This window comes from Streptomyces sp. NPDC058092, from assembly GCF_042884935.1.
In the GTDB taxonomy this organism is placed as follows: Bacteria; Actinomycetota; Actinomycetes; order Streptomycetales; family Streptomycetaceae; genus Streptomyces.
Map to the genome: position 1 here is coordinate 338,177 of NZ_JBHVSY010000003.1, position 15,843 is coordinate 354,019.

16 protein-coding genes are annotated in these 15,843 nt (G+C 63.6%); all 16 read right to left on the reverse strand.

Going from position 1 to position 15,843, the window contains the following annotated elements; translation table 11 throughout:
• Positions 1–101: 101 nt before the first annotated feature.
• A complete protein-coding gene (locus tag ACFVV1_RS07715) occupies positions 102–524 on the reverse strand; it encodes a deoxycytidylate deaminase (RefSeq protein ID WP_389985989.1) in 423 nt (140 codons plus the stop codon).
• Positions 502–687 carry a hypothetical protein gene (locus ACFVV1_RS07720; RefSeq protein WP_389986405.1) on the reverse strand — a complete coding sequence of 62 codons (186 nt, stop codon included), beginning with the start codon at positions 685–687 and terminating at the stop codon, positions 502–504. Before ACFVV1_RS07720 ends, ACFVV1_RS07715 begins: the two co-directional genes overlap by 23 nt.
• Entirely contained in the window at positions 684–1,388 is a 705-nt protein-coding gene (gene thyX, locus ACFVV1_RS07725) for an FAD-dependent thymidylate synthase (protein ID WP_389985993.1), read from the reverse strand. Before thyX ends, ACFVV1_RS07720 begins: the two co-directional genes overlap by 4 nt.
• Before the next feature lie 244 nt (positions 1,389–1,632).
• A complete protein-coding gene (locus ACFVV1_RS07730; protein ID WP_389985996.1) occupies positions 1,633–1,911 on the reverse strand; it encodes a hypothetical protein in 279 nt (92 codons plus the stop codon).
• 85 nt (positions 1,912–1,996) lie between these two features.
• Positions 1,997–2,158 carry a hypothetical protein gene (locus ACFVV1_RS07735; RefSeq protein ID WP_389985999.1) on the reverse strand — a complete coding sequence of 54 codons (162 nt, stop codon included), beginning with the start codon at positions 2,156–2,158 and terminating at the stop codon, positions 1,997–1,999.
• Between the two features lie 53 nt (positions 2,159–2,211).
• Positions 2,212–3,120 (reverse strand): hypothetical protein, encoded by a 909-nt coding sequence (locus ACFVV1_RS07740; RefSeq protein ID WP_389986002.1) that lies wholly within the window; start codon positions 3,118–3,120, stop codon positions 2,212–2,214.
• 517 nt (positions 3,121–3,637) lie between these two features.
• On the reverse strand, positions 3,638–5,485 hold the full coding sequence (locus ACFVV1_RS07745) for a DNA polymerase (protein WP_389986005.1): 1,848 nt from the start codon (positions 5,483–5,485) through the stop codon (positions 3,638–3,640).
• Between the two features lie 74 nt (positions 5,486–5,559).
• Positions 5,560–8,055, reverse strand: coding sequence for a phage/plasmid primase, P4 family (locus tag ACFVV1_RS07750; protein ID WP_389986008.1), 2,496 nt, complete (start codon positions 8,053–8,055; stop codon positions 5,560–5,562).
• Positions 8,056–8,106: 51 nt separating this feature from the next.
• Entirely contained in the window at positions 8,107–8,616 is a 510-nt protein-coding gene (locus tag ACFVV1_RS07755) for a hypothetical protein (RefSeq protein ID WP_389986011.1), read from the reverse strand.
• An 817-nt stretch (positions 8,617–9,433) separates the two neighbouring features.
• Complete coding sequence (locus ACFVV1_RS07760) at positions 9,434–10,147, reverse strand: hypothetical protein (RefSeq protein ID WP_389986014.1); 714 nt, start codon at positions 10,145–10,147, stop codon at positions 9,434–9,436.
• 109 nt (positions 10,148–10,256) lie between these two features.
• Entirely contained in the window at positions 10,257–11,090 is an 834-nt protein-coding gene (locus ACFVV1_RS07765; protein WP_389986017.1) for a hypothetical protein, read from the reverse strand.
• A 278-nt stretch (positions 11,091–11,368) separates the two neighbouring features.
• Entirely contained in the window at positions 11,369–11,959 is a 591-nt protein-coding gene (locus ACFVV1_RS07770) for a hypothetical protein (protein ID WP_389986020.1), read from the reverse strand.
• 116 nt (positions 11,960–12,075) lie between these two features.
• Positions 12,076–13,629, reverse strand: coding sequence for a hypothetical protein (locus ACFVV1_RS07775; RefSeq protein WP_389986023.1), 1,554 nt, complete (start codon positions 13,627–13,629; stop codon positions 12,076–12,078).
• Positions 13,630–13,782: 153 nt separating this feature from the next.
• On the reverse strand, positions 13,783–14,358 hold the full coding sequence (locus tag ACFVV1_RS07780; RefSeq protein WP_389986026.1) for a hypothetical protein: 576 nt from the start codon (positions 14,356–14,358) through the stop codon (positions 13,783–13,785).
• Positions 14,359–14,412: 54 nt separating this feature from the next.
• Positions 14,413–14,625, reverse strand: coding sequence for a hypothetical protein (locus ACFVV1_RS07785; protein WP_389986029.1), 213 nt, complete (start codon positions 14,623–14,625; stop codon positions 14,413–14,415).
• Positions 14,626–14,744: 119 nt separating this feature from the next.
• Positions 14,745–15,779 (reverse strand): peptidoglycan-binding protein, encoded by a 1,035-nt coding sequence (locus ACFVV1_RS07790; protein ID WP_389986032.1) that lies wholly within the window; start codon positions 15,777–15,779, stop codon positions 14,745–14,747.
• Between the last annotated feature and the right edge of the window lie 64 nt (positions 15,780–15,843).

Genomic DNA, 15,843 nt, shown 5'->3' on the forward strand with positions numbered 1-15,843 from the left:
CTCTAGCATGAAAATCAGCCGCTTTCGGCCATTTCCAGACTACTCAGTGAGTAGTCAGAAACGACGAAAGCCCCCTACCCGCGAAGGTAGGGGGCTCTCAACTAGGCGCGCCTGTAAGCGCGTTCGGGAGTCACGACGCGCGCAATGCCGCTCGCCAGTATCAGCGTCCAGCACTGCGGGCACGGCTCACGCGTGACGTACAGCGTCGACCCCGGAAGCTCAGCCGGGGCAGCGTGGTTGATCGCGTTGCGTTCGGCATGGTCGGCAATGCAGTTCGCGTAATCGCTGTCCGGCGCGCACTGCTCAGCGCTCAACTGCCCACGTGGGCACGCCCCTTGAGTGGCACACCCAGGGACACCGGCAGGGGCACCGTTGTAGCCCGTCCCCCGGACTTCGTGACGAGCGTTGACGAGCACTGCCCCCACCTGAGCGCGGGTGCAGTCGGCACGCGTGGAAACCCAACGTGCACCGTTCAGGAAGTAGTCATCCCAGGAAAGCCGGTTACTCACTCGCGTACTCCACACATGTCGTTGTGATCACCGGATGCACACTCACGGCCGTGCCGTTGTACGTCGTGACGATCGTGGTGTGTGTCTCGTACCGCTCGCACGCCGGACCGGGGTCACAACCCGTCAGCAGCACGACGACGAGCGCGAGACCCAACACGAAGAACGCTGCCCGCTTCACTCGCCACCCCCGAACGGCTCGTTGGGGATGTCCTGAACGGCCCCAGGAGCGACGTTCCGAAGCTCAGCGAGGATGAGCCCCGCGAAGACCCTGATCTCAGCGTCAGCGGCCACGTGATGCCGTTTACCGAGCACGTCACGCCATGCCCTCAGGTTGCCCGTAACCACCATGTCGACCGGGGCAGCGTTCGGCAGCACCGACCGGGCCGCTTCGCGGGCTTCCTTGCGCTTGAGCCCCTGGGCTTCGAGCCGGTGTGTCAGGTTCTCGTAATCGGCAAGCGCGTCAAGGTACGCGGTCTCAAGCACGTACCGGGCCGACTCCCGGTCGACGAGTGCGGGAGGTATGACCGGTTCCGTCTCGGCGTAGCTGACGTACCGCTGAGACACCACGGAAAAACTCAGGTGGCGGTGTCGGGTCAGCTCAGCGAGTAGCGAGCGGGACACGCCCCGGACAAGGAAGCTCACGGACGCGTGCTCAAGCACGGAGTAATGACCCTGAGCAAGGATGTTCGCTAGGTAGTCGGCGTTCGCTGCCGTCTTCGGGTTGGGCCGACCGAACGACTTGTAACAGATGCGCCCGGCAGCCTCAGCGAGAGCGTCAGCGTGCGACTCCCCGTAGTCCGTGCGGGTGTCGTACCCATACGCGTTCTCAAGTGCGCGCGGGTAGCTCAGAGTTGTTGATGCGATGACGTCAACGTGCAAGGTCTCTCCCCTAGTTGAAAGAGCCCGTCAGACTACTCACTGAGTAGTCTGACGGGCCCGGATGATGGCTAGTCCCCAGCGAGGAACGAAGCCACCCCTAGAACGTCTTCGGGATAGGTCGGCTCGTCCCACTCGAACGACTTGAGCAGTGCGTGAGCCGCGCGGAAGATGTCAGCGCGTTCGGCTACGTACTCCGCTGCCCGTAGCGCTTCCCCCGTCAGCTTCGGGGGCTTGAACTCTGGCGTCACCACGGGCGGGGGGTCGCGCGCTCGAAGCGGGCAGTCCGCTCAGCAGCGAGCGGCACCGACGCATTGCGAAGCGGCGAGCGGTCCGGCTTGCTCACGTTCTCGCTCGCTTCGATCAGCCACAAGCCAAGCTCTCGCGCCTGAGACGGGGTGAGCTTTGCCCGGTCCCCCGGAACGGCAACGCTGATCGCGCGGGCTTCCTTGTCGTTGTGCCACACGAGCACCCTGCCGACCTCAGCGGTAAGAACGGCCTTGACTTCGCGAATGGTCTTGAGCATGTGCGTTCTCTCCAATGCGTTGGGTTTGTCTCCCACTGCCAAAAGGCCGGACCCCCGAAGGAATCCGGCCAATTGGCTTTGAGCTTTAGCGGCTGATCTCAGCGACGAGCCGCGCGGCGTCACCCTTCGCCATAACCACGGTTGCGACCGTCCGGCCGTCCGCGTCGCGGTAATGCATGTCCGTGCGGAACTCGTCCAGCGAGCGAGTCTGAACGCTGCCGCCGTCGCGGGTGGTGTAGGTGCGCATTGTGTTTCTCTCCTCGTTCGGGGGTCTCAGTTAGGGGCTAGTGAGTCGACCCCCTACCGGGCGCGCTCAGCGGCGGCAGCCTCAGTCAGCTCAGCGGCGTGCGCTTCGTTCTTCGCAACGGTCTTGATGTATCGCTTCGTGAAGCTCTGGAAACCCTTGTCACGGTTCTTCTGAACGAGCTTCGTGGTTGTGCCCAGGTGCTCAGCGAGTTCGGCATCCCGGTTGTTCTCGCGGCCGTAGCCGTAGCACTCGTAATCAGCGATTCCGAAGCTGTAGCGGATCACGTCAGCCTGCCCCTGCCCCATGGTGTCCAACACGCCGTTCACAACGGCGAGCTTGATGCGGCGTTCTTCGCGGGTGATGTCCTCAGACGTGATCAGGTACTCAGGGACGCCGTAGTCAGACGCGATTGATTCGGCGTACGAGCCGGGCGACTGCTCGCCCTCACCCGTGGCCGGACGGGGCGCGTCGATGGACTCGGCACCCTGCCACGCGAGACGGGCAGCGTTGGCCCGGTCCTTACCGAGACGGCGACCCTTCGGGGGCACGGTCTGTGAAAGCTTCTCGGCAAGGAAGACATCCCCGTCAGCCATTTCGAGCATGGACCCGAAGACCTTTACGGCGTCAGCGTCGGCACCGGCAGCGCCGTTGCGCTCGCTGCGGACGGCATCCTTAAGCGCGTCCTCAACGGTGGCGTACATGAACGCGAAGAACGAATCAACGGTCTCGCCGGTGAAGCGGCTAAGCGACTCCCACACGGTGATCCGGCCGACCTGTGCGAACTCGTCGCGGTAGTCCATGTACCGGTCTCCGCCGGTCGGTGCCATGCGGCGCGCTGCCTTCTCGGCAAGCTGGGCTATCCGGCCCTCAGTGGCCTCAACGACGGCCGTGGTTGCTGCCATCTTCTCGGCAAGGTTCTCGCCGGTCTGAGCGGTACGAACCTGAGCAAGGGTGAGCGACATGTGTTGTGTTCCTTCCGAGTGGTCTCACTCGGTGTCGAGTGAGTCGACCCCCCGGAAGGGGCGGAGCACGTGATCAGCTCTGTGTGGCCTGGGTCACACCCTGTTTTTGGCAAGGGGGTGTTAAGGCGTGGTTACAGAGAGTGGGCACAGCTAAGCCCCGTCCGGGGGTTTGCTAGACGGGGCCTGATCAGTGCCGTTCGTCGTTGCGTTGTGTTTGGAACCTACGTGCCTACTCACTGAGTAGGCAACGGGCGATTCACAGGGGAAGACCCCGGACGGGGGTAGGTGGTTTACGTGGTTTCGAAGGCGTGACCGGACGTCAGCCTTAGGTATGACGGTTGCGTTACTAGGTAACGGGCGGATCACCTAAGAGATCAAGGTTTGGACCCGCAAACGATCATGGTTACGAACGGCAAGAAAAAGTTTGCGTTGTGACCCAGAAAACAGACTACTCAGTGAGTAGGCTGCCCTCTGTAGTCACAACACACCGCACGGTAACCACAACACGTGACCGGGGTCACACGTCAGCGCCGTACAGACTGCCCCAGGAACGCAACCCAACTTCCGCTTCGGCTTCGATCGGCACGCCGAAGAGATCGAACGTCATGCAACGCTCAATCTCGCGTGCCAAATCGGCAGCATCCTCAGCCGGAACCGAGCACAACACTTCGTCATGGATCGGCAACCGCATGTAGTCGAGAAGCCCCGCGCTCTCCATCTCGATCATGGCTTGCCCCAGACAGTCACGCGCTGCCGACTGACACGCGTAGTTCACGACGGCATACGTACGGTCCCGGTCCAGCGGAAGCCGTCGACCGGTCACACTGACGTGCACCATGCCGGTTTGGTACGCCTCACGCTGCCAGCGGGCAGACGCGCGCTTGATCTCCGGATACACCCGGTCATACGCCGTAATGGCGCGCTGGACGTCGTCCATGGGTGCGCCGGTCTGCCGGGCAATCGTGGCAGCGCCACCGCCGTACACCTTGCCGAACCCGACACCCTTACAGAGCTTCCGGTGATGCTTCGTGAACCCTTCCCCGAAGACGAGCCGCGCCGTGAAGTCGTGCAAGTCCTCACCGTTGGCAATCGCCGTCTTCATTCGCTTCACGTCAGCGAGTGCGGCGAGGACGCGCATTTCCACTGCCTGAAAGTCAGTGGACACCATGACGTGCCCCTCTTCGGCGAGCAATGCACGCCGGATCATCTGATCGGAAGACGGCAGCGTTTGAAGCGCCGGACGCGTGACACTCATACGTCCCGTGCGGGCAGCCATGGAATTCACGAACGGGTGAATGCGCCCGTCATCGTCCACGGTCTCAAGGAACGTATCCGCGTACGTCGTGCACCACTTGCCGGACCGCTTCGCCCTGAGTACCGCGTCAGCGAGCGGGTTAGCCGATCGGGCCCCTACGCGCTGCCACTTGTCATCCAAGTCAGCGAGAGCGAGCAAGACGGCCTTATCGACCTTGACGGCACCCCCGGCGGTCGTCTCCGTCAGCGTCTCGCCCATGCCCGTCAGCGCTTCGGCAATCTGCCTTGTGGAGTTGACGGAGTCGACCCCGTACCGGGCGGCAACCCCCAGGTACTCAGCCTCTTCGTCTCGCAGAATCTTCGTTAGCGCGTGCACGTAATCGATGTCCAGCACCATGCCGCGTCGCTGCATCACTGAGCAGATACGGGCTATCTCGTGCTCGTACTGAACGAGTGCGTCACGCACGCCGAGACGGTCAAGCTCAGTCTTGAGGACCGGATAGAGCCGAGACGTGAGGATCACGTCTAGCCCCGCGTACAGGTTGTAAATGTCATGGTCCAGCGGGATGCCCGCCCACCCGGTCGCCTTCGTCAGCCCCATGGACCGGAAGACGGCCGTAAGGTCCCCCTGAGTGTCCGGGGCGGTCCGGTCGACGTAGTACGCACTGAGGGGCTTGAGACCGGTCCCAATGCCCCCTTCCTGGGGCTGCCGGGGGTCGACGAGACCGGCCATCAACTTCGTGTCTCGCGTACGCGGTGCGAGCGATTCGAGCGACACACCCGCGTGACGGTCCAACACGAGCCAATCAAACGGCGCGTTGTGAATCAGGAAGCGTGCGATCTTACGGAGTGCCCATGCGGCGAACTCCCGGAAGATGCCCCCGCGTTCCCAGTGGATCACCCATGCCGTCATGGCGTCCCCGAACTGGACGGTACGGAGACGGTAGCCGTTCGAGAACAGATCAAGCCCAGTGGTTTCGGTGTCCAGCGCGATGGAGCCGCGCGCGTCGGCGTACTCCACCCAATCGCGGAACCGCTCAAGGTCTTCGACGGTCTGAGGGACATATACCGTGACGTCGTCACCGGCGACGTTGTGGCGGTAGGTACGCAAGTTCTCTCCCCATGCGAAGGGGCTGACTACTCAGTGAGTAGTCAGCCCCGGTCCGGCGTTCTGTTCTGTTGTGGTCAGCCCTGAGCGAAGATGCCCGGTCCCGACGGCTTGTTGATCTCACGGCCGAACGCGTCGGCTACGCGGCAACCCACAAGCGCAATGCCCTTGTTGGTCTTCTTGCGGGTCACCCCGCGCTCTTCCATGGCGCTGTAAAACGTGGTGCGCGTCCAGCGCTCACGACCGGGCAGATTCTCGGCTTCGCACCACTCAAGGTAGAGATTGAACGCGTCGTTGCCCGGTGTCTGGCACGTCTCTTCGCACGGCTCAAGTACGCCGGGGTAGAACCCAGCGAGAGCGTCACTCGTCTCGCGGTATTCCTTGACGCTCTTCTTAATCACCTCAGGGTCTTGCAGCCCACCCCGGAACCACTCGACGGCACCCCGGACGGCCCATGCCGCAATGCCCTCAGCCTCAGCGGTCAGCTTCGCGTCTAGCGTGTGGTCACGCTCGTGAGGGGCGAACCAACGCTTGAAAGGGATCATCTTGACGCGTCGCCAAAGCCCCTCGTCCTGCCCGCGAAACTTCGGCTTGTGGTTGGTGGCGAGCATGAGCAGGAACGACGGCTTGAACTCGAAGAACTCTTGCCGCAGGAATCGAGCGGCAATCATGTCCTTACCCGTGACCCGCTTGAGGATCGCTTCCGACATGGGCTTGCCGCTCTCGCCCTCACTCGCCATGACGAGACGCGAACCCCTCAGCGCTGCAATGTCGTTGGGGATGCCGCCCGACCCCTTCTCTTCGAACGTGGCGAAGGGGGTTGTCTTGCTGATCGTCCGGAAGACGTGCGTCAGCGTGTCCGTGAGCACGCTCTTACCGTTGGCACCCTTGCCCCAGAGAACGGCGAAGCACTGTTCCGACACGTGGCCGGTTACGCCGTAGCCGCACAGCCGTTGCATGTACCCCGGAAGCTCAGGATTGCCGGGGAAGATCTCATCAAGGAAGCGTTCCCAACGGGGGCACTCGGCGTCAGCCACGTAATCGATGTCCAGCGCGTACGTCAACATGTCGCGCTGATCATGCGGACGGAGTACGCCGGTCCTAAGGTCGACGGTCCCGTTGCGGAAGCTCAGCAGGTCGGGGCGCGCGTCGAACTCTGACGCATCGACGTGCACCGACGGGACGGCCCGAAGCTCACGCATGAGCGCATCAATGTTGCGCGTCAGCGTGAACCCCTTCGCCACCTTGCGCAGACGCTCCCCCGGATCGTTCTTCGCGTCCCCGCCGTTCGCGTTGTGCGCACTGCTCAGCTCAGCGGCAGCGACCGTAAGCGCGGCCCCCATGTAGTGGATTGCCTGCCGTACGCGGGTCTCGCTGCGCTCCCACGTAATGCCGTTCCACACGTAGTAGCCGAGACCGGCCGCGAACTTGATGTGACCACGGGTGAACGAGACGAGCGCGTGAGCGTTGAGGACGTCAGACGAGCCGTAACGGTCGGCAAGCTCAGTCATGAGCCGGACGGCCCGCGCCGCTTCGTCGGTGTCCGGGACGAGCGCCCCAGTGTCGGCGTCGACAACGGCGCTACCGGCCTTACCGGCAACCGGCTTCGCCACCTTGACGGCATGGTGAAGCTCAGACGGGAAGCGACGAGCCCCCACCCGTTCCCGCCAGTCGGTCAAGTCGGCACCCTCGTACGGGACTTCGAGCGTGAACACGTCGACCCCGTGGGCGGCAAGACCGTCAGCGAGACGAGCCGTGAAGCCGTTACCGGCAGCGTCGTTGTCTCCGCAGACGATCACCTGAGACCCGCGCAGACCGGCGGCAAGCTCAGCGATCAACTCAGGCGACGCAGCGAGCGACGCACCCCGGACGGCAACCGCGTCGTACCCAACGGCAACCGCTGTGAGCGCGTCTCCCGGCCCCTCAGTGACGAGCGTGACCCCGTAGCCACCCTGACCCCGGAACACGCCGTACGGGGCCCACCGCGCCCCCTCAGGGTTGCTAAGGCTGATCCACCGTCCGGGGCACTGCCCGGTGATGTCCCGACCCTGTAGCCCACGGGCAACGCCCCGGAAGTCAGCGAGCGGAACCGTGATGCGCGGGAACGCGAGATACGCGCGGGACCGGAACGGGAACGAACCCCCGTTGCCGTCGTCCACACCGATCATGAGTTCCGCTGCCGTCTCAAGGTCCAGCCCGAAGCGCCGGTCAAGGTAGCTGAGCGCGTCGGCTGCCGTCGCGCTGCCGTAGGCACCCAGGGCGAGCGTTGTTGTGTCGACGTACGCGGCGAGTGCGGCAGTGGGACCGGGGCCGACCATGGCGGGACGCTCCTTAGAGATCGTCAGACCGTCGCCGGTCGCATTGAACAAGTCGCCCCAGGTGAGACCGGCAGCCTTGACGACGTCAGCCGTCTCGCAACCGGAACGGCACGTGATCCGAACCTTGTTGTCATCCCCCCGCCAGATACGCAGCGAAGGGCGGGAATCCTTGTGGGCCGGACAGATCGCGAGATACCCGCCGTCGTTCTGCTCGGCGACCTCAGCGAAGCGGGAAAGGACAGTCTCAAACTTCATGTTGTGCTCTCTTTCCTTGTCTCACTCCGGCCCTAGTGAGTCGACCCCCTGTCAGTGCCTCAGCCCCTCTCGCATGTCCGCGACGAGCCGCGTGAACGCCTCAACGTCCGTCGTGAGATACCACTTTCCGGAGTCCAGCCCACGGAGCGAAGCGGCGAAGCCGTACCGGTCCCATGCCTGCCGGGACGAGAGCCCCAGGGCGAGACGTACGCGCGTCCACGTGGCCACGGTGAAATGCACCTTGCCGCGCCGGACGTTCAGCCGGGGCACCTTGACCACGGCGACGCCGTACGGGAACCCAGCGTTGCGGGCTTCGACTTCGGCTTGCCGTAGGAACGTCGGCACGGCGGGGCTCTTGACGTTCTTGCATTCCAGGATGAACGGCACGGCGTGCACGTCCCCCACGTCTGCCGCACCCTCTTGCGCCGGACGCTTCACGTTCAGCGCTGAGAAGATGTCAAGGAACTTGCCGTACTCGTCGACGAGCCCCAACGCGTCGTTCATGTAGTTGCGGACGTCGCTTTCCCATGCCGTCCCCTTTGCCTTGTTGGGGTTAGCCACGTAGCCACGTCCAGACGAGCAACGCCACAACGGCGACGAGTCCGGCCACGCTGCCGACCATGGACAGGATGAGGACGAGCGCGAACGGTTCAGCGATGATCATCAACGAACCCACCTGACATCCACACCGCGCGAAGCGGCAGCGCCGATAGCGTCGGCATACCGGGGCCAGTCTCGGCGTGCCTCAACACCCTCAGCGAGAAACAGAGTTGAGCCCTTCGGCATTGCTCGCACGTCACCCAGGGCGGGGGCAGCGTCAGCCGTGATCTTCCGATCCATGCGGTTCCTTCCTGACTACTCACTGAGTAGTCAAAACAGAAAAGGGCCGGGCAGTCTCCCACTGGAAACCACCCGGCCCGTTCGGTCGGTGCTAGTCGTTGTCTCGCGTGTCCATGGGGTCAGCCATGACTAGACGCACGTGCTCAGCGCTGATCCACGCAGCGCGCAGAGAACGACGCTTCGTGAAACCGGACTCCGTGCCGGTCGGCCGAACCTTGAGCATGGGGCGAAGCCTGCCGCCCTCAAGTCGAGTGGTCACCTTGTCCACAACGGCATCCGTCATGCGCACCCGGTTACCCTGCCGGGCCGCGTAGGTGACTAGGTCACCCCGGTATAGCTCTTCCCCCGCGTAGTCAGTCACAACGCCACGCTTACCCATACTCAGGATCTCCAACATCGTCAGTGTCCACACCGAAACGGACACGGCGCTCATGAATCACGTCTTCGCGGACAGCCGGGGGGAACTCCCAAAGGGGCCGACGCGCAATGTCGTCGTCGGCACCCCTCAGGAACTCAACCCACTCAGCGCGGGTGCGCTTCACTCGTTGTCCGCAATGGCGTCGTTGTAGGACTTGAGAACCTTGATGGTCGGCTTGTAGTAGCTGACGTTCCGTCCCTTGTTCGGACCCTTCTTGATGGTGAACTCGACAAGCTCAAGGGCCAGTTCGGCAAGAGCCTCGCCCTTGACCATGGCTAGCGCGTTCTCGTACTCGTGAAGAACCTGAGCCATGGTCCACGAACCCGACTGGAACTTGAACTTGCCAAGCTCGTAATCCTCGGCGAGACGGAACGACACCGTGATAGACGGAGACGGACCCATGAAGTCCTTCGCTGCCTGCTTACGCTCCGCGAAAAGCTCAGGGCAGCCGCACGCGCGCCCCTTCTTCTCGTCCGGACTCAGGTAGCTGACGCCGTCGCAGTGGTGGACGAGCTTGTTGCGGTTCCAGAGCTTCAGATCGGAATAGATGGACTTCGGGCCGTCGAGAACGACGAGCACCGTTTCCCGGTCCGTGAAGACGTCGATGTAATTCTCAGACGTCGACTCTTCGTTCTCGATCGGCTGACCGCCGAAGAGCTGGGCAACGGCCTTAGCAACCTCAGGATCACCCGTCGAAATGCGCCACTCGCTCAGAGCCTCAGGCACGCCGTCAACGGCACGGCCGGAATGGAAGCGGCCCACGGTGTCATCAGAGAACGTCTGACGGGGCTTCGGCTTGTTGTTGGGGTCGGTGTCCCAGATCTTGAGCGCCATGCGTTTCTCTCCTGTGTAGTACGGGGGTTGGGGAGAGGGACGGGCGGGGCTTCGTTCGCCTGCCGCGCCGTCCCTCTCTCACTTGGGGTCTAGTGAGCCGATCCCCCGGTTACTTCGCTCGTCGCTGGGTGCCGGTCACAATCTTCGTGCTCTTCGCAATGGCACGGCCGATCACGGTCTTACTCGTCTCGCGGTCCCACGTGAACACGCGACGCAGCGTGAGGAACACTTCGAACACGTCGCGGTCGATACGGACCGGCTTGAAAGCCCACTGGTCCGGGGTGATGTGGAGTACGGCAGCGCCGTCAAGATCGGGCATGGCGAACTCATTGCCCTCAGCGTCGATGATGCGATCAGCGTGCGCGTAAGCGGACATCTGAAGTGCGACGTCCGGATAGGTGCTCTTCGACGTCTTCCAGTCGACGATCAGGAGGTGAGGCGTACCGGACCGGTCCGGGGTCGGCTTGCCGTCTTCGTCGAGCCACACGCGCAAGATCGCATCGAAGCTACCGGCGTACTCGTGAGCGTCGGACCATGCGACGTCTTCGGCCCGGACAAGCTCAGGGTTGACCGCCTCAAGGAACTCAGCGAAGTGCTTGCGGTACGGCTCAAGGTCGGGCGCGACGAAGGCAACCCGCTCGCCCCGGATCATGCGCTCAAAGAGGTCATGAGCCTCGCTGCCGACGTCGGCGCGAACCTTGGTGTACCTGCGGGACGCCCCCTTGAGGTAGTCAACCGCGCCGTCTCGATCCTGCTCAGCCATGCGCGACACGAAGTCGATGGAGTCAACGGCGAGTTCGGCCGTCATCTTCGCTGCCCAGAAGGTGAGGAACGGCTTAGGCAGCATCCCGACGACGCTGGTTACGCCGGGCACCTTGATTGCGGTTTCCGGGTCGACGTAGAAGCGAGAGCCGGAACGCATGATCGTGCGGACAGAACCCATGGTGTGTGCCCCTTTCGGGCTAGGCGGTTACACACCGGGTCTAGAGAGCTGACCCCCTGGGGTGACGAGTGACGGGGATGACGTCACTTTCGGATTGAAGCCCTAGAGCCTTACTTGATTGATGTATGTACGGAACAGAACTACTCATCATTTCGTCACTCGTCACCACTCACCCCACCGCTGAGGGGCGCGAAGCGCTCAGCGCCCGTCTGCGGGCATGAGAAAGCCCCGCCCGACCACGGGGGCCGAACGGGGCTAAGGGGCTCTCAGGCGCGCGTCTAGGGGGTGCGCTCGGGTTCGTCCGCCACTGCCGACGCACACGCCGGACACGTGGGGGCTTCGCTGCTGCCCACGGGGAAGCTGACTGCCTTGCCGCAGACACTTACCTTGCCGTTGTCCGTCACGGCGTGCGTGTCGTCGTCGCCGTCGATGTTGAACAGTGACCACGTGTTGCCCGGACGCCTCCCCGCGTCCTCAGCGCCGTACTCAGCCGCGAGGATGCACCCGGCAGCGCCGTCGTACGTGTCGGCGTAAACGAACTCGTCGCGCTGCCACGCCTTGACGTAGACGCCCAGGGGGGTGTCTGCGTCGCCGACGTCCATGACGATGAACGCACCGCGCAACGCGTCGTCTTCGTCGTACACCTTGCCCCCCTTCGCCCCCGGGTCGCGCTTGAACGTGAACCCGTTTCGTTGGGTGATCAGCTGTCCGGGGAAGTCTGCGAGTGATTCCCTGTCGGCGTCATCTTTGGCAGCGTGCGCGTGACAGTAGTCGTCGCGCGGCAACGCGTCCTCGGTGCACGGTGCGCCGTCGCCCTGCCATGTGCACTTCCTAGGGCCGTTCGGCACCACGGAAAGCCTGTCAGCCATGTCCCTAACTCTCTCTACTAGTGAGCCGACCCCCCGGCAGTGGTGTCGCGCGGGGGGTCGGCATGGTGGGCGGGTCAGTCTGACTACTCACTGAGTAGTCAGACCGGACCGGGGTCCTACTTGAGCAGCGCACCCAGGGCGGCAGCCTCAGCGATCAGGGCATCAATCTTCGCCTTGATGGCGGTCTTCTCGTCGTCGGTCATCTTCTTCACGTTGGGTGCGCTGAGCTTCTTCTCAGTCTTCTCGAAGAACTCTTCCGCCTTGCTCAGGTACGAGCTTGCACGCTTCGCGGCAGGGGTGGCGTCTTCGCCCAGCTCGTTACCTTCGTCGGTCTCTTCGTCTTCGCCCTTACCTTCGCCGCCCTCTTCCTCGCCGTTCTTACGCGCCGTCTGGAGTTCCGACCGGCTCATGATCGGCAACTTGTACTTCTCGTCAGCGTCGGCGTACAGCGCGCGCACGGCCGCCTCAGGCTCCATGTCGGCGTACTCGCCCTCAGCGATCGCGGGGAACGTCTCACGGGCGAACTCGACCTGATCGTTGAGGCTGCCCAGCCACGACGCGAGCTTGCCCGCCATGCGGTTCTGTACGCCACGCTTGAGGCTGTTGACCGTCGCCGCGCCCACTTCATCGCCCGACTTCTCAAGCTCAGCGAGAACGATTGCGTACGCCTCCCCTGCCGCATCCTTCGTCTTCTTGCCGCGCGACGTCAGGTCGGGCAGGTTGTGAGGGTTCAGCATGGCAACGCGGATGTGAATCATGGTGTCCGTCAGCTCTTCGGCAACCTCCCCCATGCTGCGCCCCAGGGCAACACCCTTCTTGACCTTCTCGACGCCGTCAGCGACGAGCGCGCGAACCTCAGGGGTGTTGGTGCGGTCTTCGACCTCAGGGGCCGACTCGCCCTTGACGGCAACGTCAGCGGACGGCTTCGCCTTGAGCGCGTCGGCAATCGCCTTGTCCATGTCGGCGCGAAGCTTCGCCTTGATGGCAGCGGCACCGGTGCCCGTGATCGCGTTGGTAGCCGTCTTGAGTTCTTCCGTCAGCGCTTCGGCCGACTCGCCGTCGCCGCCCTGGGTGATCAGCGCCGTCAGTCGCTCAATGCCCGCGCGAACCTCTTCGTCCGCCTTCGTCTGAGCTGCCTTGTCCATCGTCTTCGCTGCCATGTCGGTCTCTCCCGTGGTGTTGGTGGTGTCGTCGGTGTGGCTGAACAGGCCCGGAACCTCAGCGGCCTTAGGCAGGGGTGCGAACGAAGCGGCGACGGTCGCGCACTTCTTACACGTGACTTCGGTGTCCGGCTTGACGACGTGCGTGTTGGTCTTCGCGTCCCGCCCGCAAGCGGTCTGCGCGCCGTCGTACTGCAACACGTGAACCGTCTTCGCCTTACCCAGCGTCGCGCGCTCCATGACCTTCGCCGTCTCGTTCTGTACCTCTGCCATGGTCCCCACCTTTTCGAGTTCTGCGCTCTCGCGCTCCATCTTGGTCCAGCACGTACGGCACGGCTTGTAGTCGGCAGCGTCGCTAGCGCTGACGTACCGGCTGCCGTCGGCAATCATGAGCTTGCCGCAAAGGGTCTCGTCATTGCCCCGCGTGAAGTGGGACGACTTGCCCTTACCGATCAGGCAGAAACCGCGAGAGTGCGGGGCTTCGTTGATCCAACGCTCAATGTCGTTCATCTTCGCTGCCCTCACTCTCCGCCCGACCCGTTGTCGTGCTGGGAGGGCCGACCTTACCGAAACGATCATGGGCCCGCAACCCCTGACTACTCACTGAGTAGTCTGAAACGCAGAAAAGCCCCCTACAACCCGAAGGCTGTAGGGGGCTAATCGTCAGCGCGTTCGAAGCAACGTGTCCGCTTCGGTGTCCAGTTCGAAGAGCGTTCCGCCGTTGATCAGCGTCACGTCTGCCGGGTAGTCGTCTAGCGCCGTCTCGCTCTCGTGTGTTCCGTTCTCGCCGGTAAGGAAGTTCCCCGTAGCGCTGACTCGCTTGATGCGTGCCAGCAGGAAGCCCCGCGCCTTGAGCGCTTCGGCTTCGTTGGGGTACCTCACATCGGTCACGACTACGGGGAGGTTCCACGTGTCGGCAACGTCGATCTTGTCGCACGCGAGATTCGCCCAGAAGTCCGGGTCAAGTTCGCGAACGGTCTGCCCGGCAGTCTGCAACACCCTTCGAACCTCAGGGTAGTTGTCTTTCGCTGCCTCCCAACCGACGTCCTTGATAAGGGACTTGAGCCGGACATGAACGCCGTACGTCGTCGGGATGATCGGGTTCAGCCTCAGCGCGACACCCTTAAGGGGGTCAGCGAAGGCAACCCGCGTGAATGCCCAGCGTGAGACGAGCCGGGCGGCAACGGTGTCTTTCCCGCTACGCGCCCGGCCCATGAGTGCAACGTGTCGATAGGTCATGCTCTAGCCCCTTCGTCGGCAACGCCTTCGGGCAGGGTCTAGAGCGTCGACCCCCTACGCCTTGCGGTGCTTGCCGTCGTTGTCGAGTAGGGCAGCGGCAAGGGACTTCGCGCCTACGCGCTGCACCGCCTCACCGGTACCGAGTAGGGCAGCGGCAACACCCAGGATGAGCGCGCTAGGTAGGTCCGGCACGAAGTGCGCGACGAGCGCGACGAGCGCGACGGCAACGGCGTAGATGCGCGCGGCGTGCGCCTTGATGAACTCCACTTGACAAACTCCTTTGATTACTGTCTGTAAGATTTATGCCGGAGCCGGCATCGGGTGGATGTGGGCAAAAACGGACATGCCGGGCGCTCTGCAGCCCCCGCGGGATAGACGGAGAGTGACTAGACCTTCGGGACCTTGAGCGCGTCCCACTGCTTCCGACCGGGGAAACCGTCGCAGTACGCGGCGGCGTCGCCTAGCTTGCGCTGCCACTTCCGGACGCTCTCGCGGTCAGCGCTCGTCCACTGGGCACCGGGGCCGGACGAGTACGCCGAACACCCCTCAGCAACAAGCCGCTTGCCCATGGCAGTGATGATCGGAGACTTCGGGGCACCCTTGAAGAACGCGTCACCGGGGAACGGCTCGAACTTCGGGGCAGCGCTGCCACCCGGCAGGGTGCCTAGTAGCGTCTTGAGGCTGGACGCACCGGGGACACCGTCCGCGTCAGCGCCGGTGAAGCCCAACGACCGCTGAAAGTCCGCGTAGTTGAGCGTGTCGGCGTCAGTCCAGTTCGGGCCCGGACCGTCGGTGTAGTGCTTACCGAAACCCTTCGAGACGAGCGCGGTACCGACCTGGGTGACATGGTCACCCTTCGCGCCGTAGCCGTAGACGAGTCCGTTGATGGTGACCTGAGCACGGGACGGAGTAGTTCCGCCACCGCCACCGCTGCCACCCGCACGCTTCACAATCTCGCCTAGCTGGGCAACAACCTTCGAGCCGGGGCACGAAGTATGACCGCCCCATGCAGCCCCGCCCATGCCGTGGTACCCAAGACCCTTGCCCGACGGGCTAGTTGCAAGCTGTAGCGGCACGCCGTAGACCTCATGGGCCCAACGGAGCACGGACGCGCAACGGTCAATCTGAGCGTCAGTGAGAGCGTCGCCCCCCTTCCCCTCGTTCTCGATGCTCAGCCACGTGCGGTTACCCCCTGCCTGTGCCCATGCACGGTCAGCAGTGTCAACCCACTGATACAGCGCGCCGGAACGGCCGGTACCGAAGTGGGACGACGCCGACGCGGCAGGGTTGCGGAACCAAGAGTCAGTGCCGGACAGCGAACCGTCCATGATGTGGATCACAACACCCTGTACGGACTCCTGCCCGCCCGCAGTGAAGTTGACCGGGATCGGTCGCCAACTAGCCTCGCTGAAACGGGACATGCCTGTTTCCTTTCATGAGAAAGCCCCGCCCGGTACGCCCGGACGGGGCACGTTGCCTACTCAG

What these genes read in the sequence shown, in the direction of transcription:
- ACFVV1_RS07750 (WP_389986008.1), bottom strand. Translation starts at nt 8,055, where the DNA reads ATGAAGTTTGAGACTGTCCTTTCCCGCTTCGCTGAGGTCGCCGAGCAG.
- ACFVV1_RS07780 (WP_389986026.1), bottom strand. Translation starts at nt 14,358, where the DNA reads ATGACCTATCGACACGTTGCACTCATGGGCCGGGCGCGTAGCGGGAAA.
- ACFVV1_RS07740 (WP_389986002.1), bottom strand. Translation starts at nt 3,120, where the DNA reads ATGTCGCTCACCCTTGCTCAGGTTCGTACCGCTCAGACCGGCGAGAAC.
- ACFVV1_RS07775 (WP_389986023.1), bottom strand. Translation starts at nt 13,629, where the DNA reads ATGAACGACATTGAGCGTTGGATCAACGAAGCCCCGCACTCTCGCGGT.
- ACFVV1_RS07765 (WP_389986017.1), bottom strand. Translation starts at nt 11,090, where the DNA reads ATGGGTTCTGTCCGCACGATCATGCGTTCCGGCTCTCGCTTCTACGTC.
- ACFVV1_RS07790 (WP_389986032.1), bottom strand. Translation starts at nt 15,779, where the DNA reads ATGTCCCGTTTCAGCGAGGCTAGTTGGCGACCGATCCCGGTCAACTTC.
- ACFVV1_RS07730 (WP_389985996.1), bottom strand. Translation starts at nt 1,911, where the DNA reads ATGCTCAAGACCATTCGCGAAGTCAAGGCCGTTCTTACCGCTGAGGTC.
- ACFVV1_RS07760 (WP_389986014.1), bottom strand. Translation starts at nt 10,147, where the DNA reads ATGGCGCTCAAGATCTGGGACACCGACCCCAACAACAAGCCGAAGCCC.
- ACFVV1_RS07735 (WP_389985999.1), bottom strand. Translation starts at nt 2,158, where the DNA reads ATGCGCACCTACACCACCCGCGACGGCGGCAGCGTTCAGACTCGCTCG.
- ACFVV1_RS07770 (WP_389986020.1), bottom strand. Translation starts at nt 11,959, where the DNA reads ATGGCTGACAGGCTTTCCGTGGTGCCGAACGGCCCTAGGAAGTGCACA.